General features: G+C 68.9%; 19 protein-coding genes and 1 other RNA gene. 15 read left to right on the top strand and 5 right to left on the bottom strand.

What is annotated here, in order from left to right:
• Positions 1-26 precede the first annotated feature (26 nt).
• The 3 genes from F6B43_RS09015 to F6B43_RS09005 are packed head-to-tail and all read right to left on the bottom strand — an operon-like array spanning position 27 to position 4,604.
• On the bottom strand, positions 27-2,342 hold the full coding sequence (locus tag F6B43_RS09015; protein ID WP_150448631.1) for a transglutaminase TgpA family protein: 2,316 nt from the start codon (positions 2,340-2,342) through the stop codon (positions 27-29).
• The gene (locus F6B43_RS09010) at positions 2,329-3,576 is read right to left on the bottom strand and encodes a DUF58 domain-containing protein (protein ID WP_150448630.1); all 1,248 of its coding nucleotides are present in this window, start codon (positions 3,574-3,576) and stop codon (positions 2,329-2,331) included. The genes F6B43_RS09015 and F6B43_RS09010 overlap by 14 nt, the downstream gene beginning before the upstream one ends.
• Before the next feature lie 59 nt (positions 3,577-3,635).
• Positions 3,636-4,604: an AAA family ATPase gene (locus F6B43_RS09005; protein ID WP_150449509.1), complete on the bottom strand. Its 969-nt coding sequence runs from the start codon at positions 4,602-4,604 to the stop codon at positions 3,636-3,638.
• Positions 4,605-4,790: 186 nt separating this feature from the next.
• Here F6B43_RS09005 and ffs point away from each other — a divergent pair.
• The 8 genes from ffs (at position 4,791) to F6B43_RS08965 (ending at position 15,630) form a co-directional block, all read left to right on the top strand.
• Positions 4,791-4,887, top strand: an RNA gene (gene ffs, locus F6B43_RS09000) — signal recognition particle sRNA small type.
• 86 nt (positions 4,888-4,973) lie between these two features.
• Entirely contained in the window at positions 4,974-7,139 is a 2,166-nt protein-coding gene (gene pta, locus F6B43_RS08995; RefSeq protein ID WP_150448629.1) for a phosphate acetyltransferase, read from the top strand.
• Positions 7,136-8,356: an acetate/propionate family kinase gene (locus F6B43_RS08990; protein ID WP_150448628.1), complete on the top strand. Its 1,221-nt coding sequence runs from the start codon at positions 7,136-7,138 to the stop codon at positions 8,354-8,356. The genes pta and F6B43_RS08990 overlap by 4 nt, the downstream gene beginning before the upstream one ends.
• 109 nt (positions 8,357-8,465) lie before the next feature.
• Positions 8,466-9,221 carry an HAD family hydrolase gene (locus tag F6B43_RS08985; protein ID WP_150448627.1) on the top strand — a complete coding sequence of 252 codons (756 nt, stop codon included), beginning with the start codon at positions 8,466-8,468 and terminating at the stop codon, positions 9,219-9,221.
• Positions 9,218-11,764: a glycoside hydrolase family 65 protein gene (locus F6B43_RS08980; RefSeq protein WP_150448626.1), complete on the top strand. Its 2,547-nt coding sequence runs from the start codon at positions 9,218-9,220 to the stop codon at positions 11,762-11,764. The genes F6B43_RS08985 and F6B43_RS08980 overlap by 4 nt, the downstream gene beginning before the upstream one ends.
• Before the next feature lie 73 nt (positions 11,765-11,837).
• The gene (locus F6B43_RS08975) at positions 11,838-14,102 is read left to right on the top strand and encodes a DNA polymerase III subunit gamma and tau (protein WP_150448625.1); all 2,265 of its coding nucleotides are present in this window, start codon (positions 11,838-11,840) and stop codon (positions 14,100-14,102) included.
• 2 nt (positions 14,103-14,104) lie between these two features.
• Complete coding sequence (recR, locus tag F6B43_RS08970; RefSeq protein WP_150448624.1) at positions 14,105-14,698, top strand: recombination mediator RecR; 594 nt, start codon at positions 14,105-14,107, stop codon at positions 14,696-14,698.
• Complete coding sequence (locus tag F6B43_RS08965; protein ID WP_150448623.1) at positions 14,698-15,630, top strand: DMT family transporter; 933 nt, start codon at positions 14,698-14,700, stop codon at positions 15,628-15,630. Before recR ends, F6B43_RS08965 begins: the two co-directional genes overlap by 1 nt.
• 89 nt (positions 15,631-15,719) lie before the next feature.
• On the opposite strand, the gene F6B43_RS08960 is transcribed toward F6B43_RS08965, so the two are convergent.
• Positions 15,720-16,211, bottom strand: a complete 492-nt coding sequence (locus tag F6B43_RS08960) for a hypothetical protein (protein ID WP_150448622.1) — start codon at positions 16,209-16,211, stop codon at positions 15,720-15,722.
• 156 nt (positions 16,212-16,367) lie between these two features.
• On the opposite strand from F6B43_RS08960, the gene F6B43_RS08955 reads away from it, so the two are divergent.
• The 5 genes from F6B43_RS08955 to F6B43_RS08935 all read left to right on the top strand — a co-directional run bounded on the left by F6B43_RS08955 (position 16,368) and on the right by F6B43_RS08935 (position 21,803).
• Positions 16,368-17,654 (top strand): aspartate kinase, encoded by a 1,287-nt coding sequence (locus F6B43_RS08955; RefSeq protein WP_150448621.1) that lies wholly within the window; start codon positions 16,368-16,370, stop codon positions 17,652-17,654.
• A gap of 65 nt (positions 17,655-17,719) precedes the next feature.
• The gene (locus F6B43_RS08950; RefSeq protein ID WP_211368096.1) at positions 17,720-18,313 is read left to right on the top strand and encodes a DM13 domain-containing protein; all 594 of its coding nucleotides are present in this window, start codon (positions 17,720-17,722) and stop codon (positions 18,311-18,313) included.
• 196 nt (positions 18,314-18,509) lie between these two features.
• Positions 18,510-19,580, top strand: a complete 1,071-nt coding sequence (locus F6B43_RS08945; RefSeq protein WP_150448620.1) for an aspartate-semialdehyde dehydrogenase — start codon at positions 18,510-18,512, stop codon at positions 19,578-19,580.
• Between the two features lie 94 nt (positions 19,581-19,674).
• Positions 19,675-21,147, top strand: a complete 1,473-nt coding sequence (locus tag F6B43_RS08940) for a malate:quinone oxidoreductase (protein ID WP_150448619.1) — start codon at positions 19,675-19,677, stop codon at positions 21,145-21,147.
• 17 nt (positions 21,148-21,164) lie between these two features.
• On the top strand, positions 21,165-21,803 hold the full coding sequence (locus F6B43_RS08935; protein WP_150448618.1) for a thymidine kinase: 639 nt from the start codon (positions 21,165-21,167) through the stop codon (positions 21,801-21,803).
• A gap of 3 nt (positions 21,804-21,806) precedes the next feature.
• On the opposite strand, the gene F6B43_RS08930 is transcribed toward F6B43_RS08935, so the two are convergent.
• Positions 21,807-22,652 (bottom strand): DUF1295 domain-containing protein, encoded by an 846-nt coding sequence (locus F6B43_RS08930; protein WP_150448617.1) that lies wholly within the window; start codon positions 22,650-22,652, stop codon positions 21,807-21,809.
• Positions 22,653-22,746: 94 nt separating this feature from the next.
• Between F6B43_RS08930 and F6B43_RS08925 the strand changes: the two genes are divergently transcribed.
• Positions 22,747-23,481 carry a FadR/GntR family transcriptional regulator gene (locus tag F6B43_RS08925; protein ID WP_246159885.1) on the top strand — a complete coding sequence of 245 codons (735 nt, stop codon included), beginning with the start codon at positions 22,747-22,749 and terminating at the stop codon, positions 23,479-23,481.
• Between the two features lie 34 nt (positions 23,482-23,515).
• Positions 23,516-24,772, top strand: coding sequence for an alpha-hydroxy acid oxidase (locus F6B43_RS08920; protein WP_150448615.1), 1,257 nt, complete (start codon positions 23,516-23,518; stop codon positions 24,770-24,772).
• Positions 24,773-24,776: the final 4 nt, after the last annotated feature.

Here is a 24,776-nt window from a genome sequence, read left to right as displayed (position 1 = left end):
GTGGTCCCGGAGGACCGCAGACCATCCTAGCGTGCCCGTGCGTGCGAACCCGACCCTGCCCCGGAACCCGCGTACGCGCTGCCGGGGCGCACGATCAGCGAGCGCGGAGCGGCGATGGCCAGTAGGCGACGAGGCCGGTCGGCCGAAGCCAGCAGGCCGGTGCGCACGGCGGCGGCAGCATCCGCCAGCTCATCGCCCTGCCAGAAGCCGTGGTGACCGCCGGAGGCGTAGCTGGCCCGCTCGATTCCGCCGATGAGCACCGTCATGGGATCGGGGGGAGCCCCGTGCTCATCGACGAGTCTGGTCCCGAGCGACCGAGGGGACTCGCTCGCCGGCACGGGGATGCCGAGGTCGATCGCAGCGTCCTGCACGCTCATCCACGCGGCGGCCGCGTCGCCGGAGCGCGCTGCGGCGAGCAGCTGGCGCCGCCTGATCTCGCGGATCAGGCCGGGGATCGCGAGAGCGAGCAGGATGCCGAGCACTGCGGTGATCGCGGGCAAAGGGTTGACCGCTGTCGCGGTGCTCCGTGCGAAGGAGTCATCCCGCGGCAGATTGGGATCGACCGTGCTCTGCGTCGCCGTCGGGGAGGGCGTCGCCGCGGGCCCGGTCGTGGGAGCGGCCGTGCTGCCGGGCACACCCGTCGTCAGCGAACCGGGTGAGAAGGATGTCGGGCTCCCCAGGCTGTTGGTCGGCTCGAAAGGGATCCAGCCGATGCCGCCGAAGTAGACCTCGGGCCACGCGTGCAGCTGGCTGCTCATGACCGAGTACACGGTCTCATCGCCGATGGACGTATTCGTGTTCGATCCCGGGAGGTAGCCCACCACGATGCGGGTGGGCATGCCGAGACTGCGCGCCATCAGGGCGAAGGCGGAGGCGAAATGCACGCAGTACCCGGCGCGCACGTCGAGGAACTGGGCGACCGCATCCGCACCGGTCCCGTCGAAGCCCGCCTCGACCGGAGCGTTCAGCGAGTACCGGAACGCGGAGCTGCGGAACCAGGTCTGCAGGGCGACGAGCTTGTCGTAGTCGGTCGTTGCGCCGGCCGTCACCTGAGTGGCGAGCTGACCGATGACGGGCGGCAGATCGGCCGGCAGCGAGAGGGTGTCGTCTGACAGCCCCGCCGCGCTGGCGGAGTGCGAGCGCGCCTGTTCGAGCGTAGGACGCGGCACTTGCGTGACGATGTCGTACGTCTGGCCCTGCGTCGACGCGCCCTGCGCGATCACGGTGCGGTTGGTGGGTACCGCCGCCCACGCGCCCTCGAGCCCCGTGACGGCGACGGCGGGGAAGGCGACGGGCAGCCACGCCGAATTGAGGTTCTTGACCTCGACCGTGGTCGTGTACTCGTCGACGCGGATGTCGGGGTCGGCGGTGACCGGCCCCAGGCTCGCGTCGCCGAGGGGTACGGAGCTCGGCTGATCGGGCGACCACACCGCCCCGTCGAACTTGGACAGGGTGGCGGCGCGGAGATAGGGCGCCGCGGGCGCCGAGCTGCGCACCGTGAGCACCTCGATGTCTCGGGGTCGACGCAGATCGTTGCCCAGCTGCAGCGAGGGATCGATCGCGGCGCCGACGCCGGTGCCGCCGATCCCCGATGCGGTGGGCGCGGGCAGCAGGGGAGTGGCGACCATCGCGATGATGACGGCGACCGCGCCGATGCCGAGCGCCGTCGCCGACACGCCGTTGTTCACCTGAGCCGGCGCCCGTATGGTCGCCGGATCATCGACGGCGTCTCGGCCGCGCTGCTGTTCTCGCGATCGCGTCTCCACGCGCATCATGAAGAGGATCGCGGCCGCCAGCAGCACGAAGGCCGTGCCGTCCAGCGGCCCGGGCACCGCGATGGACGGAACGAGCGAGATCGCGATGAGTCCGACGGCGGCCAGGAGCGGCATCCGTGCCGTCAGCACCACGTGGTCGATCGCGATCGCCAGCAGGCCCATCGAGCCGACGATGACGAACGAGAGCGCCGGGGACGGGTCGAGGGGGGCAGCGCCGAGCTGGACCGCATCCATGGCTGTCGAGACCAGCGCGGGCACCGTGCGCACTGTCTCGGGCGTCGGAACGATGCCGACCAGGGCTGTATCGGCGAGGAACATCCCTGTGAGCAGCGCGACCCAGACGACCAGCTCGATGAGGGTGACGGCGATCGCGGGAAGGCGGAACCGGCGCGCGACGAACCCCGCCGCGAGGATCGCGCCGGTGAGCGCGAGTGCGCCGAGCACCCACCAGCTCAGCGTGACCACGCGGATCAGCGGCATCATCGCGGCGTAGAGCGCGACGTACACCCCGATCGTCAGTGCGAGCTCCGCCGGGCGACGGGATGCCGCGGCGTCAGGCGACGACATTGCTCACCCCCTGATCCGCAGCTCCCGACCAGGCGGCCACCAGATCGGCGTCTGCGCCGATCGGCGCAGCGCGCCAGCCGAGATCGGTCGCGCGGTCGAGCGCGTCTCCGGTGGGAGCGGCGGCCAGCACGATCGGCAGGGCCGAGTGATGAACGAGCGGGGCGAGGGCCTCGGCATCCGCGGGATCGAAGCGCCCCGTCACCACGACGACCGGGCCGGTCATGGCGCCGGCGAACAGCAGGGGGAGCTTGGCGAGGGTGTCGCCGCGGCGAGCCGTGATGGTCGCCAGGTGCGTGGCGACGGCTTCGACCCCGCCGAGGTCGCCCCCGTCGATGGGGTCGGCGAGCGCCGTGCCGTCCGAATCGATCAGCTCGACCACGTAGCCGTCGGTGACGAGGCGAGAGACGACGGAGATGCAGCTCGAGACGGCCGCCTCGAAACCCGCGTCCAGGCCGGTGGTGCGCAGTGCTTCGGCGCTCCACCGCTCTGCGGCGCGGTCGAGCACGACCGTGGCCTCGGGAGTGGATTCCTGCTCCTCCTGCCGCACCATGAGCGCGTCGCGGTGCGCGGTGGCCCGCCAGTGGATGCGGCGCATCGAGTCGCCGGGGGCGTAGGGGCGGGCGATGAGGTTGTCCGAGCCCTGTCCGATCTGATTCGTCGTGGTGTGCAGGGTGCCCCCTGACTCGCCGGAGAAGTTCGCGAGCACCGGCAGGTCGACGATCGCGGGCGTCACGGTGACCTGCGTGCGCACGCCGAGCACATTGCTGCGCCGCGCGAGGCCGAACGGATCGGTGGATGTGACCGAAAGCGGGCCGAGGGGGTGCACGCCCCTGCGCGCACCCGTGATCGTGTACCGCAGCTCGACGGCTCGCTCGTCGCCCCGCAGGCCCGAACCGAGCGCGGGGAAGACGCCGTGCGCCACTCCGGTGAGGCCGGCCGGCACCGCGTCGCGCCACAGACCTGCCGCCGTCGGCACGGCAGTGCGCACGCCGACCCGGACAGTGACGGTGGACGGTCGGCCGACGGTCGCGACGTCGGGGCTGAGGGAGCGCCCGACGCTTTCGGTGCGCCGGGTCACGTAGAGCGAGACGATGCTTGCCGCGAGGGTGGCGAGCAGGAGGATCCCGAAGTACAAGAGCTCGACCAGTCCGAGCTCGTTCGCCAGCACGAAGCAGGCGATCGCCAACACGAGCGCGCCCGTCCCTCGGACGGTCAAAGGCCATACGCGTCTCATCGGCGGGTCACTGTCGGGTCACTGTCTGGTGGGCGGGGAACTCTTCACGGATGACGTCGTCACTGCCGAGCCGCAAGGGGCACGCGGACGGTGGCGGCGATGCGCTCGAGGATGCCGGTGATCGCGTCCGTCGTCGATCGGGCGCGCACTCCGCCCGCTGCGCGCGTCGGGATCAGCCGGTGCGCGAAGACGGGAATCAAGAGCGCGGTGATGTCGTCGGGGATGACGAACCCCCGGCCGTCCAGGGCAGCCCACACCTTCGCCGCGCGCACGAGCTGCAGCGTCGCCCGCGGGCTTGCGCCGAGGCGAAGGTCGGGGTGGGTGCGCGTCGCCTGCGACAGCCCCACCGCGTAGTCCTCGATCGCGGGGGCGACGTGCACGGCGCGCGCCCAGCCGATGAGTGCGGTCACCTCCGCCGACGAAACGACCGGGGTGAGCGCCTCGAGGGGGTTCACCGCATCCCGCTGCCGGAGCATCAGGGCCTCGGACCGCGCGTCGGGGTAGCCCATCGAGATGCGCATCATGAACCGGTCGCGCTGCGCTTCCGGGAGCGCGTACGTGCCCTCCATCTCGAGCGGGTTCTGCGTGGCGACCACGAGGAACGGGTAGGGCAGCGCGTGGGTCTGTCCGTCGACGGTGACCTGGCCCTCCTCCATCGCCTCCAGCAGCGCGGACTGGGTCTTCGGCGACGAGCGGTTGATCTCGTCCGCGATCACGATGTTGGCGAAGATCGCGCCGTGCTTGAACTCGAACTCGCGATCGACGGGGTTGAACACGCTCACGCCGGTCACGTCGCCGGGGAGCAGATCGGGCGTGAATTGGATGCGGCGCACGGAGGCGTCGACCGATGCGGCCAGCGCTCGCGCCAGCATCGTCTTGCCGACGCCGGGGACGTCTTCGATCAGAAGATGCCCCTCTGCCAGGAGCGAGACGAGGGCGCTGCGGACGGCATCCGGTTTGCCATCGATCACCGTCCCCACCGAAGTGAGGATCTGGTTCGTCAGACTCTCGAACGACTCGGGCGACATGACGGGTGGTGTCGGGTGCGATCGGTCGGGCGTGCCCGACTCACCCAGCGCGATGTGGTCCATGGGCCCCCTCCGGTCCGCGGGTGGGCATCATCGCCCGGCGTTATTCGATCGTAACCTCCAGCCATGACCGGTGGCGCGGGGCGCAGGGGATTCGCAGGTGCCCCGGACGCCGGTTAGAATAGTCTCAGCTCTCCGCGCGGCGGCATCCAGGCCAACTCCCCCAGGACGGAAACGTAGCAAGGGTAACCAGGCTCTGCCGGGTGCGCGGAGAGTCTTTCCATGTCCGGCCCCCGATCGGGCCCAGGCGATCTCGCGACATCGAGAGATCCCCGTGTGGCGGCGGCACGCCGACTCTAGGCTGAGACCGTGACGCAGAGCATCTTCATCACGTCGGCAGAGGGTCATTCGGGCAAGTCCACGATCGCACTGGGCGTGCTGGATGCGCTCGGTCGCGCGACTCCGCGCGTCGGCGTCTTCCGCTCGATCGCACGGTCGACGGTGGAGCGCGACTACGTCCTGGAGATGCTCCTGGCCCACGCCGTGATCGACCTCGACTACGATGAATGCGTCGGCGTCACGTACGACGACGTGCGTGCGGATCCGGATGCCGCACTCGGCACGATCGTCGAGCGCTACAAGCGCGTCGAAGCCCAGTGCGACGCGGTCGTCGTGCTCGGCAGCGACTTCACGGATGTCTCGAGCCCGGCAGAGCTCGGCTACAACGCCCGGATCGCGGCCAATCTCGGCGCCCCCGTGCTGCTGGTCGTCGGCGGACGCAGCCAGCAGGGTTCGGAGGAGCAGCTCGGCTCGTCGACCCCTCGGACGCCGGCCGAGATGGGTCAGACCTCCGCGCTCGCCCTCGTCGAGCTCGCTCACGAGCGCGCGGAGCTGTTCGGCGTCGTCGCGAACCGCGCGAATCCCGACGAGCTCGACGAGATCGTGGCGGCGATCCGCGCCGCGGTCGACGCGTCGCCGGTGGTGACGGCATCCGTCCTCGGCGACGATTCCGCGGCTCACCCGGTGGTTCCGGTGTGGGCCCTCCCCGAAGACCGCTTCCTGGTGGCTCCGTCGGTGCGCGGAGTGATGCGCTCCGTCGAGGGGCGCCTCGTGCGAGGCGACCCGGAGCTCCTGACGCGCGAAGTGCTCGGGGTGGTGGTGGCCGGCATGTCGATGGTGAACGTGCTGCCGCGTCTGACCGAGAGCGCGATCGTGGTGGTACCGGCAGACCGCACCGAGGTGCTCCTGGCGACGCTGCTCGCCAACGCGTCCGGGACGTTCCCGTCGCTCGCCGGCATCGTGCTCAACGGCGGTTTCGATCTGCCCGAGTCGATCGTGCGCCTCCTCGACGGCCTGAGCTCGTCGCTCCCGGTGATCGCGACCGATCTCGGGACATACCAGACGACGCTGCGGATCATCAATACCCGCGGACGCCTCGCCGCCGACTCGCAGCGGCGGTACGACACGGCGCTGTCGATCTTCGAGCGTCACATCGACACCGACGAGCTCGTCAGGGCACTGGGAGTCGCGCGGGCGAGCGTGGTGACCCCGCTCATGTTCGAGTACGGCCTCATCGAGCGCTCGCGCTCGGACCGCCGGCGCATCGTGCTGCCCGAGGGCACCGACGACCGGATCCTGCGTGCCGCGGCGACCGTGCTGTCGCGCGGAATCGCCGACCTGACGATCCTCGGCGAAGAGATCGAAGTGCGAAACCGGGCGATCGAGCTCGGCATCGACATCCGGGATGCTCAGGTGCTCAGCTCGTTCGACGCCGTGTACGTCGACCGGTTCGCACGCGAGTACGAGCGCCTCCGGGCGCACAAGGGCGTCACCTACGCGCAGGCGGCCGACACCGTGACCGACGTGTCGTACTTCGGCACCCTCATGGTTCACCTGGGCCTGGCCGACGGGATGGTCTCCGGGGCGGCCCACACAACGGCGCACACGATCCGCCCGGCCTTCGAGATCATCAAGACCAAGCCGGGAGTGTCGGTGGTCTCGTCAGTGTTCCTCATGGCGCTCGCCGACCGCGTGCTCGTGTACGGGGACTGCGCCGTCATCCCGGACCCCACGAGCGAGCAGCTGGCCGATATCGCGATCTCGTCGGCAGCGACCGCCGAGCAGTTCGGCATCGAACCGCGCATCGCGATGCTCTCGTACTCGACGGGCGAGTCCGGCTCGGGCGCGGAGGTCGAGAAGGTGCGGACGGCGACGGCGCTCGTGCGCGAGCGCGCCCCCGAGCTGCTGGTCGAAGGACCGATCCAGTACGACGCGGCCGCCGATGCCGCTGTCGCGAAGGCGAAGATGCCGGGTTCTGCCGTCGCGGGCCGGGCGACGGTCTTCATCTTCCCCGACCTGAACACCGGCAACAACACCTATAAAGCGGTGCAGCGCTCGGCGGGCGCCGTGGCGATCGGCCCGGTCCTGCAGGGGCTCAACAAGCCAATCAACGATCTCTCGCGCGGCGCGCTGGTGGACGACATCGTCAACACCATCGCGATCACCGCGATACAGGCACAGGGAGAACCGTCGTGAGCGTGGTCCTGGTCGTCAACAGCGGATCGTCGTCCTTCAAGTACCAGCTGCTCGACGTCGAGACGGAGCGGATGCTGGCCTCCGGCCTCGTCGAGCGCATCGGCGAACCGATGGGTGTGTCGAAGCACACCGTGTTTGCGCCGTCGGCCGAAGGGGCGACGATGCTGGACGCGACCTACTCCCGTGAGTTGCCGATCCCGGATCACACGGCCGGTTTCGCCGTCATGCTGGACGCGTTCGCCGAGAACGGGCCGTCGCTGGCCGCGCATCCGCCGACGGCCGTCGGCCACCGCGTGGTGCACGGGGGTGCGCGCTTCTTCGAACCGACGATCATCACGCCGCTCGTCGAGATCAACATCGCGGATCTCTCGGTGCTGGCCCCGCTGCACAACCCCGCCAACCTCGCGGGGATCGTCGCCGCGAAGAAGGCGTTCCCCGACGTGCCGCACGTCGCCGTCTTCGACACCGCGTTCCACCAGACCCTGCCCCCCGCGGCGTACACGTACGCGATCGACGCGGAGCTCGCCGCATCCCATCGCATCCGCCGCTACGGGTTCCACGGTACGTCGCACAAGTTCGTGAGCGAGGCGGCGGCCGCGTTCCTCGGACGGCCGCTCGGCGACCTCAGGCAGATCGTGTTCCACCTCGGAAACGGCGCCTCGGTCGCCGCGATCGACGGCGGTCGATCGGTCGAGACCTCGATGGGCCTCACGCCCCTGGAGGGTCTGGTGATGGGCACCCGCTCGGGCGACATCGACCCCGCCGTCCTGTTCCACCTCTCGCGCCGTGCCGGCATGTCGATCGACGACCTCGACGCGCTCCTGAACCGCGGGAGCGGGCTGCAGGGCCTCGCCGGCGTCTCCGACATGAGGGACATCATCGCGGGCGTGGAGGCGGGGCAGACCGCACCCACTCTGGCGTTCGAGGTGTACGTGCACCGCCTTCGCGGCTACGCCGGGTCGTACATGGCCCAGCTCGGCGGCGTCGATGTCATCTCGTTCACCGCCGGAGTCGGCGAGAACGCACCCGAGGTACGCGCGGGCGCCCTCGCCACGCTCGGGTTCGCCGGGGTCGAGATCGATCAGGAGAGAAATGCGACGCGAGGTCGCGGCATCCGCGTCATCTCCACCGATTCGTCGGCCGTCACGGTTCTGGTGGTCCCGACCAACGAAGAGCTCGAGATCGCGCGCCAGACCCTCGCTGCGACCGGCGGATAGACGTCGGGCGTTCCCGGTTATCGTGCGTGCGCACGCCCGCACTACGCTGGTATAACGGCGCACCGTCGAGCCGTTCACCCGTCGCCCTCTCCCCTCGCTGGAGGCTTTCGTGACCGCCGAACTGCCCGATCTCACGACGTATGACGCCGTGCTCTTCGACCTGGACGGGGTGATCACGCCGACCGCCGAAGTGCACATGGACGCGTGGCGGGCGATGTTCGACACGCTGTTCACGGAGTGGGACATCACGCCCCCCTACGGCGAAGCCGACTATTTCGAGTACCTCGACGGCAAGAAGCGCTACGACGGCGTCGCGAGCCTGCTGCGCAGCCGTGACGTCGAGGTGCCGTGGGGGGATCCCTCCGATCCGCCGACCGCCGACACGGTCTGCGGGATCGGCAACCGCAAGAACGAGTTCTTCGCCCGGGTCCTGCGCGAGGAGGGCATCGTCGCCTACCCCGGCTCGATCGCCGTGCTCGACGTCCTCGCCGCGGCCGGTACGCCGATCGCGATCGTCTCCAGCTCCAAGAACGCGCGCGAAGTGCTCACCTCTGCCGGGATCATCGATCGCTTCCCCGTGATCATGGACGGGGTGATCGCCGAGCGCGACCACCTGGCCTCCAAGCCCGCTCCCGACGTCTTCGTCGAGGCGGCGCGGATGCTGGGGGTCGCACCCGCCCGCAGCGCCGCCGTCGAAGACGCCCTCAGCGGGGTCGCATCGGCCGCCGCGGGGGGATTCGGCCTCGTGGTCGGCGTCGACCGCGGCGTCGGTGCCGATGCGCTTCGCGAAGCGGGTGCCGACCTCGTCGTCCCCGACCTTTCCGCCTTCACCGCCCCCGCGCCTGAACGAGAGGCATCCGCATGATGAATCGCGATCGATTCCCCGTCGATCCGTGGCGGCTCGTCGAGACCGCCCTCGACCTGGAAGACGCCGGCGTCACCGAGACGCTGTTCGCGGTCGGCAACGGCTACCTGGGGCTCCGCGGCAATCACCCCGAGGGCAGGCAGGCGCAGGAGCACGGTACCTTCATCAACGGGTTCCACGAGACCTTCCCGATCCGGCACGCCGAGCAGGCCTACGGCTTCGCAGAGGTGGGTCAGACGATCATCAACGCGCCCGACGCGAAGGTGATGCGGGTCTACGTCGACGACGAGCCGCTGTCTCTGGATGTCGCCGACATCCGAGAGTACGAGCGTTCGCTCGACTTCCGGGACGGGGTGCTGCGCCGTCACATCCTGTGGGCGACGCCGTCGGGCAAGCTCGTGCGGATCGACTTCGACCGGATGGTGTCGTTCGAAGAGAAGCACCTCGCCGTGCTCAGCGTCGAAGTCACCGTGCTCAACTCCGACGCTCCCGTGACGGTCAGCTGCCAGCTGATCAATCGGCAGGACGGCGAGGATGTGTACGGCGGCACGCCCAACGCGACGAAGAAGGCGGGATTCGATCCACGCAAGGCCGATCGCATCCACGAGCGGGTGCTGCAGCCGCAGGAGTACTGGCAGGACGGGCTGCGCTCCACTCTCAGCTATAAGGTCGCCGACTCGGGAATGACGATCGCCGTGGTCGCCGACCACGTCATCGAGACCGACAACGAGTTCTCGGCGCGGACGCTGATCGAGCCCGACATCGCCAAGAACGTGTTCCGCGTGCAGGCGAAGGCGGGGGTACCGATCCGGGTCACCAAGCTGGTCAGCTATCACACGTCTCGGGGCGTACCCGCGCGAGAGCTCGTGGATCGCTGCCGGCGCACGCTCGACCGGGCCCGCTCCGAGGGGGTGGCCCTTCAGTACGAGCGTCAGCGCGCGTGGATGGATGCGTTCTGGACCCGTTCCGACGTCCGCATCGGCGGCCATGACGACCTCCAGCAGGCGACGCGCTGGTGTCTGTTCCAGCTCGCCCAGGCCGCCGCCCGCGCGGACAGTCAAGGGGTGCCCGCGAAGGGCGTCTCCGGGTCGGGGTACAGCGGCCACTATTTCTGGGACACCGAGATCTACGTGCTCCCGTTCCTGGCTTACACGACCCCGCTCTGGGCTCGCAATGCCCTCCGGATGCGGTATCTCATGCTTCCCGCATCCCGTCGACGCGCCCGTCAGCTGAACGAGGCGGGAGCGCTCTTCCCGTGGCGCACCATCAACGGTGAAGAGGCGTCCGCGTACTACGCGGCGGGCACCGCGCAGTACCACATCAACGCCGACGTCAGCTTCGCGCTCGCCAAATACGTGCGCTCCACCGGCGACGACGACTTCCTCCGCCGCGAGGGCGTCGATATCGCCGTCGAGACCGCTCGTCTGTGGGAGACTCTGGGGTTCTGGCGCGAGAGCGACGGCGAGGACACATTCCACATCCACGGCGTCACCGGCCCGGACGAGTACACGACGGTCGTCAACGACAACCTCTTCACGAACGTCATGGCGCGATTCAACCTGCGATTCGCCGCCCGCACCGTGCGCGAGATGGCCGAGGACGACCCGGAGGCCTACCGCGCGGCCGTCGACAGGCTCGGGATCGAACCTGGTGAGCCGGAGGCGTGGGACCGGGCCGCGGAGGCCATGCACATCCCTTACAGCCCGGCGTTCGGCATCCACCCTCAGGACCACGTCTTCCTCGACAAGGAGGTATGGGACCTCGAGAAGACCCCGGCCGACCAGCGGCCCCTCCTCCTGCATTTCCACCCGCTGGTGATCTACCGCTACCAGGTGCTCAAGCAGGCCGATGTCGTGCTCGCGCTGTTCCTCCAGGGCAATCACTTCTCGGACGAAGAGAAGCTGGCCGACTTCGAGTACTACGACCCGCTCACGACGGGCGACTCGACGCTCTCGGCGGTCGTACAGGCGATCCTGGCCGCAGAGGTCGGATACCAGGACCTCGCCCTGGACTACTTCCGGGAGTCGCTGTTCGTCGATCTCGCCGACCTGCACCACAACGCGTCGGACGGCGTCCACGTGGCGTCGGCCGGCGGCGTCTGGACGGCCCTCGTCTCGGGCTTCGGCGGAATGCGCGACCACTTCGGCGACCTGTCGTTCGACCCGCGCCTGCCCGCCGACTGGCCGGAGCTTGCGTTCGTGCTGCACTGGCAGGGCACGCGGCTGGGGATCACGATCACGCGTGACGAGATCCGGGTGGCAGCAAGCGGTGGCGCGCCTGTCGGCTTCTCGGTGCGCGGCGCCGCGTTCGTGGTCGGCGACGGCGAAGAGGTCGTCGTCCCGCTCGCCGACCAGGGTCCGGTCATCCCCGGCAAGCCTTCGCTCAAGCAGTTCGCCGACATGCGCAGGGAGGACGGCACGTTCCTCTCGGCGTCGGTTCCCACTGTCACGTCGACGATTCCGGTCATCACGGCGAGCGTTCCGATCATCGTCACCGAGTCGTCACTGGAGACTGCCGACCCGAAGGTGGGGGCCGATTCCTGAGCGCCCGCGAGGGAGGCGCGATCGGAGTGGACGGGGCGGGCGGGATGTCGCGGGCACGGCCTAGGCTGGGTGCGTGACCACCGCCCTCTATCGCCGCTACCGTCCTGAGGCGTTCGGCGAGATGATCGGCCAGTCGCAGGTCACCGACCCGCTCATGACGGCGCTGCGCAGCGACCGGGTCGGCCACGCGTACTTGTTCTCGGGCCCGCGCGGGTGCGGCAAGACCACGTCGGCGCGCATCCTGGCGCGGTGTCTGAACTGCGCGCAGGGTCCGACCGACGTGCCGTGCGGCACGTGCGACAGCTGCGTCGAACTCGGGCGCGACGGTGGCGGGTCGCTGGATGTCGTCGAGATCGATGCCGCCAGCCACAACGGCGTCGACGACGCCCGCGATCTGCGCGAGCGTGCGATCTTCGCGCCCGCGCGCGACCGCTTCAAGATCTTCATCCTCGACGAGGCGCACATGGTCACCCCGCAGGGGTTCAACGCGCTGCTGAAGCTCGTCGAAGAGCCGCCCGACCACGTGAAGTTCATCTTCGCGACGACCGAGCCCGAGAAGGTCATCGGCACGATCCGTTCCCGTACCCACCACTATCCGTTCCGCCTGGTTCCGCCCGCCGCGATGCTCGAGTACGTGCAGGCGCTGTGCGAGACCGAGGGCGTGTCGGTCGAGCCCGGCGTCCTGCCGCTCGTGGTGCGAGCGGGCGGCGGCTCGCCGCGCGACACCCTCTCGCTGCTCGACCAGCTGATCGCCGGATCAGATCCGGCGCCGGATTCGGGGGCGGTGCGCGTGCGATACGAACGCGCGGTCTCGCTCCTGGGCTACACGCACGCCGAACTGCTCGATGAGGTCATCGACGCATTCGGGGCCGCCGACGCGTCGGCCGCCTTCGCCGCGGTCGACAGGGTCGTCCAGACCGGTCAAGACCCGCGACGGTTCGTCGACGATCTGCTCGAGCGTCTGCGCGATCTGATCATCATCGCCGCGACCGGTCGCGGGGCCGCTGCGGTGCTGCGCGGAGTGCCCTCGGAAGAGCTCGAGCGGATGACGCGACAAGCGTCGATCTTCGGTGCCGACCGGCTGTCGCGCACCGCCGACCTCGTGATCGCGACTCTCGACGAGATGACCGGCGCGACCTCGCCGCGCTTGCAGCTCGAGCTCATGGTCGCCCGTATCCTCACCCACGCGGGGATCGGCGTCGCGGCTGCTGCGGTGGCGGCGCATGCTCCTGCGCCTGCTCCGGTGGCTGCGCCTGCTGCGGTGGCTGCGCCTGCTGCGGTGGCTGCGCCTGCTGCGGTGGCCGCCCCTGCGCCTGCTGCGGTGGCTGCGCCTGCTCCGGTTGGTCCGCCCGCCGAAGCGTCACCCCCGGTGGTATCGCCCCCGGCCCCTCGCGGTCCGGTGACCGTGCAGCTCATACGCGATGCGTGGCCCGAGATCCTGGGCGCGCTCGAGACCACGAGCCGCGCGTCGTGGCTCGTTGCCAGCGGTGCGCGCGTGATCGGATTCCGCGACGATGTGCTCAGTCTCGCGTTCCAGAGCCAGAGCGACGTCGCGTCGTTCAAGAAGCTCAATGCGGGCGCCGGGCCGAGCGAAGACCTGCGTCAGGCGATCGTGGCGGTGCTGGGCGTCCGCGTGAAGTACATCGCCAAGCACGACAGCGACATCGCTCCGCACGAGCCGCCGCCCGAGACGGACGACCCGGGTCCTTCCGACCCCGGTCCCTCCGACCCCGGTCCCTCCGACGTCCTGCCGCCCGACGTCCTGCCGCCGGACGTCCCGCCGCGCGACGTCCCACCGCCGCCCGCGTCGACCCGCCGTGAGCCGGACCGCCCTGAGCGGCAGGCGCCTTCCACGGCCCGTCGTGCCGCCGAACGCCCGCCCGCGCGTTCGGCTCCTGCATCCGCTGCCCCGGTGACCGAGTGGGCCGTCGCGCCGATCCCTACCGAACAGCCTGCCCCGTCGGCGGTGTCGCAGTTCGCCGTCGACGACGAACCCGAAGACGTCGCGGGTGCAGCGCGCGCACGCACCGCGACCCTGGCCCCCGCGCCGGCGCGGGGAGCCGCTGGCCTCGACGGCACAGTTCTGCCCGACGCCGAGGTGGAACCTTCGATCGAAGACGACGAGCTCGACCCGACCGACGTCATCGAAGCCCCCACCGCCGACGCGCCGGTGCCGCCGGTCGTCGCGCCGCCGCTGCCCATCGGCAACGCCGCTGCGCGAGGCGTCGCGGCAACCAACGGGGGAGTGCAGCGCTATGGCGAGGCGGTCATCCGGCAGATGCTCGGGGCCGCGTTCGTGCGCGAAGAGCCCTATGAGCCCCCCACGAGGTTCAGCTGACCATGTACGACGGCATCGTTCAGGATCTCATCGACGAGTTCGGCCGACTTCCGGGCATCGGGCCGAAGTCGGCGCAGCGCATCACGTTCCACATCCTTCAGACGCCGTCGTTCGACGTCACCCAGCTCGCCGAGCTCCTCGCCCACGTCCGCGAGCGGGTGCGCTTCTGCGAGATCTGCGGCAACGTCTCTGAGCAGGATCGGTGCGCGATCTGCCGGGATCCCCGCCGCAACGCGACCCTGATCTGCGTCGTCGAAGACGCGAAGGACGTCGCAGCGATCGAGCGCACGCGGGAGTTCCGCGGGCTCTACCACGTGCTGGGCGGTTCGATCAGCCCGATCGCCGGCATCGGCCCCGACGACCTTCGCATCCGTCAGCTCATGCAGCGTCTCGCCGACGGCACGGTGCAAGAGGTCATCCTCGCCACCAACCCCAACCTCGAGGGCGAAGCCACGGCGACCTATCTGAGCCGGCTCCTGCACACCCTCGAGATCTCGGTGACCCGCCTGGCCTCCGGGCTTCCGGTGGGCGGCGATCTCGAGTACGCCGACGAGGTCACCCTCGGTCGCGCGTTCGAAGGGCGTCGCGCGGTCTGATGGCCGCCCCTCTCACACGATTCGACGCTCGCGCGTGGATTCTCTTCGGCGCGATGGCGTTGCTGTGGGGCCTGCCCTATCTGTTCATCAAGCAAGCCGTCGACTCGTATTCGCCCGCCGCCGTCGTCTCGGGGCGCACACTCGTCGGCGCGCTCCTGCTCCTTCCGTTCGCGCTCCGCGCGCGAGCGCTGGGCCCGGCGTTCGCCAAGATCGGCTGGGTGCTCGCGTTCGGCGCGATCGAGATGGCCGGACCCTTCCTGCTGCTGGGGCACGCGGAGCAGACGCTCCCATCCGGGCTCACCGGACTCCTGGTGGCGACCGTGCCGCTGTTCGCCGCGATGATCGCCCTCGCCGGAGGCGACCGGTCGGTGCTTCGTCCGTCCCGCGCGATCGGGCTCGTGGTCGGCTTCGCCGGCGTGGCAGTGATCGTCTCGGGGCCGGGCCTCGCGGTCTCCGGAGGTGCCGGTCTGATCGCGCTGGGCGAGGTCCTGCTGGTCGCGGTGTGTTACGCGACCGCACCGTTCCTCATCGCGCGCAAACTGGTCGACGTGCCCTCACTCGGCACGATCACGCTGTCGCTCGCGGCCGTAGGCATCTTCTACCTCCCGATCGCTCTGCTCACCCAGCATCAGGTGCCCACGCTGCAGAGCACGGTTTCGCTGCTTTCTCTGGCGGTGCTGTGCACGGCTGTCGCCTTCATGGTGTTCTTCGCGCTGATCGCCCGGGTCGGGCCCGTGCGCGCACCGCTGTTCACTTACGTCAACCCGATCGTGGCGATCCTGCTCGGCGTGATCGTGCTGGGGGAGCAGATCACCGTAGGACTGCTCATCGGCTTTCCGCTCGTGATCTTCGGATGCTGGTTGGCCGCCACAGGCGGCATGCTCCGGTCTCGGCGCAACGCCCCCGACGAGCGGCCCTTCGCGTCCGGTTAGGTCGGGTCGCGGCATCCGCCTCAGTTCTTGCACGCCGTGTGGCGTTGTGGCGCAGGAAAGTGGCGCCGGTCGGTCGGGAAGGGCGTCGGTCAGCGCAGCACTTCGACCAGGACGATCCACGACACGAGGAGCGATGAGACGATCGCGATGAGCGATCCCGCCGCGAACCACACGAGTCCCGAAGGCGCGCCCGCGACGAGCAGGACCGAACCCACGAGGTAGGCCGCCGGCGCCGCGAAGCACACGAGCGACTTGACCAGCTTCACGTGGTTGTCAGGGTGCCGGTTCGCGTAGATCTGCCTCGCGGCCTCCACCCCGAAAACCGCAGCCAGGAGTGAGATGACGAGCATCGCGATGCCGTAGGCGCCGATCGTCACCTCGGGGATGAGCCCGATGGCCGAGGAGATCAGAGCCAGCACCAGGCCGGCGACGCCGGCCGCGAGACGCGCGGTGAGGGACTTCTCCTTGACGATGTCGGCGATGTTGACGCTCGCCGCCACGATCATGAGACCGGCGAGGGCCGCCGTCGCGCCCGCCATGGCGACATTGAACTCCGACCAGCCCTCTACCGTCGCGCCCATGCTCGCATGCTAGCGGCTCGCCTCCGCGGATGCCGTCACATGGCCGGCTCGGCATCCACGCCTCCGTAAGATGGTGCGTTGGGCGTGGCATCCCGCCCGTTTCAGGTCGCCCTCGCAGAAAGACGGACCGGCGACACATCCCCGGGGAGTTCCACTGTGGCGCTGATCGTGCAGAAGTACGGCGGCTCGTCCGTCGCCGACGCGGAGAGCATCAAGCGCGTCGCCAAGCGCGTCGTCGACAATCGCCGTGCCGGGCACGAGGTCGTCGTGGCCGTCAGCGCGATGGGCGACACGACCGACGAGCTGCTCGATCTCGCCAACCAGGTGTCGCCGATGCCCGCTCCGCGCGAGCTCGACATGCTCCTCTCCAGCGGTGAGCGCATCTCGATGGCCCTGCTCGCGATGGCGATCCATTCCATGGGCTTCGAGGCTCGTTCGTTCACCGGCAGCCAGGCGGGCATGATCACGGATGCCACGCACGGCGCTGCGCGCATCGTCGATGTCACCCCCGTTCGCCTGCGCGAAGCGCTCGACGAGGGTGCGATCGTGATCGTCGCCGGATTCCAGGGCTTCAACCGCGACACCCGCGACATCACGACGCTCGGCCGCGGCGGGTCCGACACGACCGCCGTCGCCCTCGCCGCCGCGCTCGATGCGGATGTGTGCGAGATCTACAGCGACGTGGACGGCATCTTCACGGCCGACCCGCGGGTCGTGCCGAAGGCACGAAAGCTCGATCACGTCTCGAGCGAAGAAATGCTCGAGCTCGCCGCCAACGGCGCCAAGGTCCTGTACATCCGCGCCGTCGAGTACGCGCGCCGCCACGGCGTGCTGATCCACGCGCGCTCGTCGTTCAGTTCGGGCGAGGGCACGTTGGTGCTCAACGACAAGCACCGCGCCCGGTATGTGGAAGAGGGAAAGCCCATGGAAGAGCCCATCGTCGCCGGCGTCGCCACCGATCTCGGCCAGGCCAAGATCACCGTCATCGGCGTACCGGACGTCCCGGGCAAGGCGGCCGAGATCTTCAAGATCGTCGCCAACTCCGGAGCCAACGTCGACATGATCGTGCAGAACGTCTCGGCAGCGACGACGGGCCGCACCGACATCTCGTTCACGCTGCCCAAGGCGGATGCCGCGACCGCCATCCGCGCGCTGGCTTCGGAGCAGGCGCAGGTCGGCTTCGCGAGCCTCGTGCACGACGACCAGATCGGCAAGCTCTCGGTGGTGGGCGCAGGTATGCGCACGCACTCCGGCGTCTCGGCGACGCTGTTTGAGGCGCTGAGCATCGCGGGCATCAACATCGAGATGATCTCGACGTCCGAGATCCGCATCTCGGTCGTCGTCCGCGGCGATGACCTGGCCGCCGCGGCGCGGGTCGTGCACACCGCGTACGGGCTCGACGGCGACGACGACGCCATCGTCCACGCCGGCACGGGCCGCTAGGCACGCCGCCCCGTACAGCGAGACTCCAGCATCCCGCCTTACCTTCTGCTCGGGAGGAGGATGCTGTGGCACGAGCGAAGCTCTCTACCCGGGCGCGCTGGCTGTGGAGTGCGACCGCGGCGATCGCGGTGCTGGCGGTCGGGGCAGTGCTCTTCCAGCCGTGGCTGCTTCTGATCGATGTGAGGGTGGCCGACGCGATCCCGACGGCCATCGCCACCGCGCCCCCGACGAACCAGGCATCTCGGCAGACGAGCGCGGCCACACCGCCGGGCTCCGTCGAATCGGTCGAGATGCCGGCCCCTGCGCCCGGCCCCGTCGATCTGCTCGCCGGAGAGTTCGTGAGCCACGAGCACGAGACGAACGGGGGTGCCCGCATCATTCAGCTGCCGGACGGTCGACGCCACCTCGCGATCGAGGGCCTCGTCACCAGCAACGGACCCGATGTGCATGTCTGGCTCAGCGCCGGTCCTGTCGTCGAGGGTCTGGACGGCTGGTTCACCGCCGCGGGATACGACCACATCGACCTCGGACCGATCAAGGGGAATCTGGGCGACCAGCTGTACGACATCCCCGCCGAGGTGGACCTGGCAGCATTTCGCACCGTCGACCTGTGGTGCGAGCGATTCTCGGTGTCGTTCGGGGCGGCGGCGCTTTCCTGATCCGGCCCGACTGACCTGGCCCGCCCTCGCATGCCACGCGTCGAACGAGCGGGAGAAACTGCGGCATTCCGTGTGCGTGCCCCACTCTGTGACCACTCGTCCCGGCCGATTGACCGTCGTCGCCCGGCACACGCCAGCGTCGGCGCTCGGCCGCCGATAGAATCGGGCTTTCACCCCACGAACGTCGAGGATCGCCATGACGCACATCTCTGATTCCGGACTCTCCGTCGCCGTCGTCGGCGCCACGGGCCAGGTGGGCAAGGTCATGCGCGAGATTCTCGCCGAACGCGCCTTCCCGATCCGCGAGCTGCGGTTGTTCGCGACCGCCCGGTCGGCCGGCACGGCCGTGGACTTCGGCGGGACGTCGATCATCGTCGAAGACGTCGAGACCGCCGACCCCGCCGGCATCGACATCGCCCTCTTCTCCGCCGGCGCCACGGGCAGCCGCGCGCATGCTCCCCGGTTCGCGGCGGCGGGCGCCGTCGTGATCGACAACTCGAGCGCCTGGCGCATGGACCCCGACGTTCCGCTCGTCGTGAGCGAAGTCAACCCGCACGCCATCCGCGAGGCACGCAAGGGGATCATCGCCAACCCGAACTGCACGACGATGGCCGCCATGCCGGTGCTCAAGGTGCTCGATGCCGATGCAGGCCTCGAGCGCCTCATCGTCAGCACGTACCAGGCGGTCAGCGGTTCCGGCATCGCCGGCGCCGAAGAGCTGCTCGGTCAGGTCGAGGGCGTGCTCGCACAGGGCGACACTCTGCGGCTCGTGCACGACGGGTCGTCGATCGACTTCCCCGCCCCGGAGAAGTACATCGCTCCGATCGCGTTCGACGTGATCCCCTTCGCGGGCAATCTCGTCGACGACGGCGACAACGAGACCGACGAAGAGAAGAAGCTCCGCAACGAGAGCCGCAAGATCCTCGAGCTCCCCGATCTCCGCGTCGCGGGCACCTGCGTGCGCGTCCCCGTGTTCACGGGTCACTCGCTCAGCATCCACGCCGAGTTCGCGCGCGACATCACCCCGGATCGCGCGCGCGACATCCTCGCCGACGCTCCCGGCGTTGCTCTCGAAGAGGTTCCCACGCCGTTGCAGGCCGCGGGCAAAGACCCGAGCTTCGTCGGGCGCATCCGTGCCGACCAGTCGGCGCCCGAAGGCAAGGGACTCGTCCTGTTCATCAGCAACGACAACCTCCGCAAGGGTGCTGCGCTGAACGCCGTCCAGATCGCCGAGCTCGTGGCCGCCTCACTGGGTGTGGACGCCTGAGGTTCTTACCGAATCCGCAAGAACCGCGAAGTTGGATGCCGGTGGGATGCGGCATCCGGAATACCGTCCTCCCAGCGAGAACTAGACTTGTCCGGTGACAGAAACGGTCGACGTCGTCCTCATCGGCGGGGGCATCATGAGTGCCACGCTGGGCACCTTCCTCTCCGAACTCCAGCCTGACTGGAAGATCGCCGTGTACGAGCGACTCCACGATGTCGCGCTGGAGAGCTCGAACGCGTGGAATAACGCAGGCACGGGGCACGCCGCGCTCTGCGAACTGAACTACACGCCCGAGTCGCCGGACGGTACGGTCGACCCCTCGAAGGCGATCACGATCAACGAGCAGTTCCAGCAGAGTCGGCAGTTCTGGTCGTCCCTCGTCGAGGAGGGCGTGCTGGATGCGCCGTCCACGTTCATCAATTCCACCCCGCACATGACTTTCGTCAGGGGCGAGAAGGACGTGGCCTTCCTCAAGACCCGTTACGAGGCGCTCAAAGACCAGCCGCTGTTCGCCGGCATGGAGTACAGCGAAGACTCGCGCGTGATCAATCAGTGGGCGCCCCTTCTCATGAAGAAGCGCAGAGCGACAGAGCCGTTCGCCGCGACCCGTATGCCGGCGGGAACGGACGTGGACTTCGGCGCTCTCACGCACCAGCTCTTCGACAACCTGAAGGAGCGCGGGGCTCAGGTCGTCACCAACCGCGAGGTCCGCACGCTCAAGCGGCAGAAGGACGGCACCTGGCTCATCAAATGGCGCGGCTCGATCGGCCGCACTCCCGGTGAGACCAAGGCGCGGTTCGTCTTCGTCGGCGCCGGCGGCTGGGCGATCAAGCTGCTGCAGCGTTCGGGCATCCCCGAGATCAAGGGATACGGGGTCTTCCCGATCGGCGGTCAGTGGCTCAAGACATCCGACCCCGGACTCGTCGCCCAGCACAAGGCCAAGGTCTACTCCCAGGCGTCCGTCGGGGCTCCGCCCATGTCGGTTCCCCACCTCGACACACGCGTCGTCGACGGAGAGACCTCGTTGCTGTTCGGCCCTTTCGCGACATTCAGCCCCAAGTTCCTCAAGAACGGATCGATGCTCGACCTCGTCGCGCAGGTACGCCCGGGCAACCTGTGGCCGATGATCAAGGTCGCGATCGACAACCCCTCGCTGATCACCTACCTGATCGGCGAACTGCTCAAGAACCACGAGAAGAAGGTCGACAGCCTCCGTACCTTCATGCCCACCGCCAAGGCGGAGGACTGGCAGCTGCTGGACGCGGGCCAGCGCGCGCAGGTCATGAAGAAGGACCCGAAGAAGGGCGGGGTGCTCCAGTTCGGCACCGAGGTCGTGACGGCGCAGGACGGCTCCATCGCCGGCCTTCTCGGCGCCTCGCCGGGTGCTTCCACGGCGGTCTCGATCATGCTCGGCTTGCTGGGGACGTGTTTCCCCGACCGGATCGAGGGGTGGAAGCCGCGTCTGCGGGAGCTCATCCCCAGCTATGGGGAAACCCTCAACACCCGGCCCGAGGTCGCGAAAGAGGTGCTCGGCGAGACCGCCGCCGCCCTCGCGCTGACCGCCTGAGGTCGGGCGAGCAGCCCATGGCAAAGCTGTACTTCCGCTACGGGGCGATGAACTCCGGCAAATCGACGTCGCTCCTGCAGGCCGCGTACAACTACGAAGAGCGGGGTCAGCGGGTGCTGCTCACGAAGCCCCGCATCGATACCAAGGGCGCGCATCAGATCTCGAGCCGCCTGGGTATGACCCGCCCGGTCGACTTCCTCATCGGCGCCGGGGATGACGCGCGCGGACTGTTCGCGGAACATCAGGCGCGCGTGCGGTACACGCACGACGAGCTGGTAGGGCTCAGCCGGGGGCCGGCCGAGGTCGCGTGCCTCCTCGTCGACGAGGCTCAGTTCCTCAGCGCGGCACAGGTCGATGATCTGTTCCGGATCGCAGTGCTCGATGACATACCCGTGCTGGCATATGGCATCCGCACCGATTTCCGTACGGCGGCGTTCCCGGGATCACGGCGTCTCCTCGAGGTCGCGCACGCCCTCGAGGAGCTCAAGACGATCTGCCGTTGCGGCCGAAAGGCGCTGTTCAATGGTCGTCTGATCGACGGCCACTTCGTGTTCGACGGCGACCAGGTCGCGATCGACGGCCAAGAGGTGACGTACGAGTCGCTCTGCGGCGAGTGCTATCTGCGCGAGTCGGGCGGGCGGCTCGCGGCCCCCTGACCGTCAGGCCGTTCGCGGCTGTTCCTCCGTGCGCTTGGGCGGCCAGGGGACGAGCATCGACGTCGTGCGCTGGTACTGCGCGTACGCCGGGTGCCGCCCCGCCGAGATCGATTCGGTGAAGATCGTCGAGCCGATGAACAGCACGGTCAGCAGCGCCGCCCCGACGATGGTCCAGTTCAGGGCTCCGCCCCACAGGCCCAGGCCGGATGCGACCGCAGCGGATGCCCCCATCGCGTAAAACACCCACCATTGCGCCTGCTCGAAGAAGAAGTTGGGGTGTCGGCTGTATCGGAACAGTCCTCCCGTGGCGAAGCCGGGCTCCAGGGTGCCGCCCGCGGCCTTCTTCGCCTGGTGGAAGTTCCACTGCTGCTGGTCAGCTGTGAACTCGCCGATCAAGAATGCTGCGAACAGCACCGCGAACGCGACATCCCATCCGTTGATCGCCCCGGGATTCTGCCACGCGATGAGCGCAGGGAGCGTGATGAGCACGAGGAGCGCGTTCTGGTACAACACGATGAACAGCAGGTTGAAGACCTGGAACTGCCAGGGTTTCATGCGGCCGCGGAGGATCGCCCACCGGTAGTCCTCCATTCCGCTGTAGCCACCCTTGCGGGCGAAATTGAAGGTCAGTCGTGCTCCCCAGGCTGTGACGAGCACGGCCATCAGCACGAGGCGAGAGGCCTCCTTGCCCTCACCGATCGCGAAGCCCGCGAAGATCCAGACGTATGCCACGGGAACAACCGACCAGATGCGGTCGACCCATGAGGTGTCCTTGGTGATCAGTGAGGCGATCCAGCAGAATGCGCAGACGACGGCGAAAAGTGCGATGACGACGACGAACGGATCCATGCCCGTCAGCCTAGGGGCGTTGCATGGTCAGACCACATGTACTACCGTGGTCAGACCACACGCGGCGAGCGCGCCGAGCTTCGAGGAGGATGCCGTGACCACCGACGTCGACGTCGCTGTCCCCCCGGCTCGGGCGTGGAGGGTCGTGCTCGAGAAGATCGAGAGCGACCTGCTCGAGGGCCGCCTCGCGCCCGGGGATCGCCTGGCTTCCGAGCGTGATCTGTCGCTCCAGCTGGGGGTCGGCCGCTCCAGCGTCCGCGAGGCTCTGCGGGTCCTCGAGGTCATGGGACTGATCCGCACCGGAACGGGTTCCGGGCCCACCTCCGGCGCGATCATCATCGCGACGCCGACCGGCGGCATGTCTGCGCTTCTGCGCCTGCAGGTCGCCGCGCACGGGTTCCCCCTCGATGACGTGGTGCGCACCCGACTCGTGCTCGAGTCCGCCGCGATCGAGACGCTCGCCGCCGACCCCGCCCGCTCCACTGCCGCGGCGCACCGGGTCCTGGACGCGATGGACGACGCCACACTCACCTCGGCGGAGTTCCTGGCGCTGGATGCCCAGTTGCACAGGGCGCTGGCCGAGGCATCCGGGAATGTCGTCATCGCGTCGATGATGGCGGGCCTCGGTACCGCGATCGAATCGTATGTGCAGGCCGGCGCCGAGCGCATCGATGACTGGGATGCCACCGCTCGGCGCCTGCGGCGGGAGCACCGCGCGATCGTCGCCGCCGTCGACGACGGGCGACCCGAGGCAGCGCGAGACCTCGTTCGCGATCACATCATCGACTACTACGCAGCGGCCGGCCTCGCCCGCGAGCTGCCGGCCTGAGAACACGATTCGCCTGTTGAGAAGAGGAACACCGATGGTCCAGCGCCAGCTGCCCAACCCCGCCGAACTGCTCGAGCTGATGAAGTTCAAGAAGCCCGAGCTCGACGGTCGCAAGCGGCGTCTCGACGCCGCCCTGACCGTTGCAGACCTGCGGGCGATCGCCAAGCGGCGGACTCCGAAAGCCGCGTTCGACTACACCGACGGCGCCGCGGAGGGTGAATTGTCACTCGCTCGAGCGCGGCAGGCGTTCGAAGACATCGAGTTTCACCCAGGCATCCTGCGGCCCGCACCCGATGTCGACACGTCGGTGCAGATCCTCGGGGGCCCGAGCGCGCTCCCGTTCGGCATCGCCCCGACCGGATTCACGCGACTCATGCAGACGGAGGGTGAGGTCGCCGGTGCGTCCGCGGCCGGAGCAGCCGGCATCCCGTTCACGCTGTCGACCCTCGGTACGACGTCGATCGAAGAGGTCAAGCGTGCCAATCCGGACGGACGCAACTGGTTCCAGCTGTATGTGATGAAGGACCGTGACATCTCGTACGGGCTCGCCCGTCGTGCGGCGGATGCGGGTTTCGACACGCTCATGTTCACGGTCGACACCCCCGTCGCCGGCGCTCGGCTGCGAGACAAGCGGAACGGCTTCTCGATTCCGCCCCAGCTCACCCTGGGCACGATCATCAACGCGATCCCGCGGCCGTGGTGGTGGTACGACTTCCTCACGACGCCGAAGCTCGAGTTCGCCTCGCTGTCGACGACGGGCGGAACGGTGGGGGAGCTGCTGGATGCCGCGATGGATCCGACGATCAGCTATGACGATCTCGAGGTGATCCGCGCGCTGTGGCCCGGCAAGATCGTGATCAAGGGTGTGCAGAACGTCGAGGACTCGAAGCGACTCGTCGATCTCGGCGTCGACGGGGTCATCCTCTCCAATCACGGCGGTCGCCAGCTCGACCGTGCGCCGATCCCGTTCCACCTCTTGCCGCACGTCGTGCGCGAGGTCGGTGCCGATGCGACCGTCATGATCGATACCGGCATCATGAACGGGGCCGACATCGTGGCGGCGGTGGCGCTGGGCGCCAAGTTCACTCTCGTGGGGCGCGCGTACCTGTACGGGCTGATGGCCGGGGGCCGCGAGGGGGTCGACCGGATGATCGCGATCCTCCGAGCCGAGATCGAGCGGACGATGCGCCTTCTGGGTGTCGCGTCGCTCGACGAGCTCGAGCCCACGCACGTCACCCAGCTCGCGCGATTGGTCCCCGTCGGAGGCGCGCGGGCTTACACCGGCGCGTGAACGT

It is taken from the genome of Microbacterium rhizomatis (assembly GCF_008710745.1).
Taxonomy (GTDB): Bacteria; Actinomycetota; Actinomycetes; order Actinomycetales; family Microbacteriaceae; genus Microbacterium; species Microbacterium rhizomatis.
Note: the sequence above shows the minus strand (reverse complement) of the source record. Positions and strands in the feature narration are given on the sequence as shown.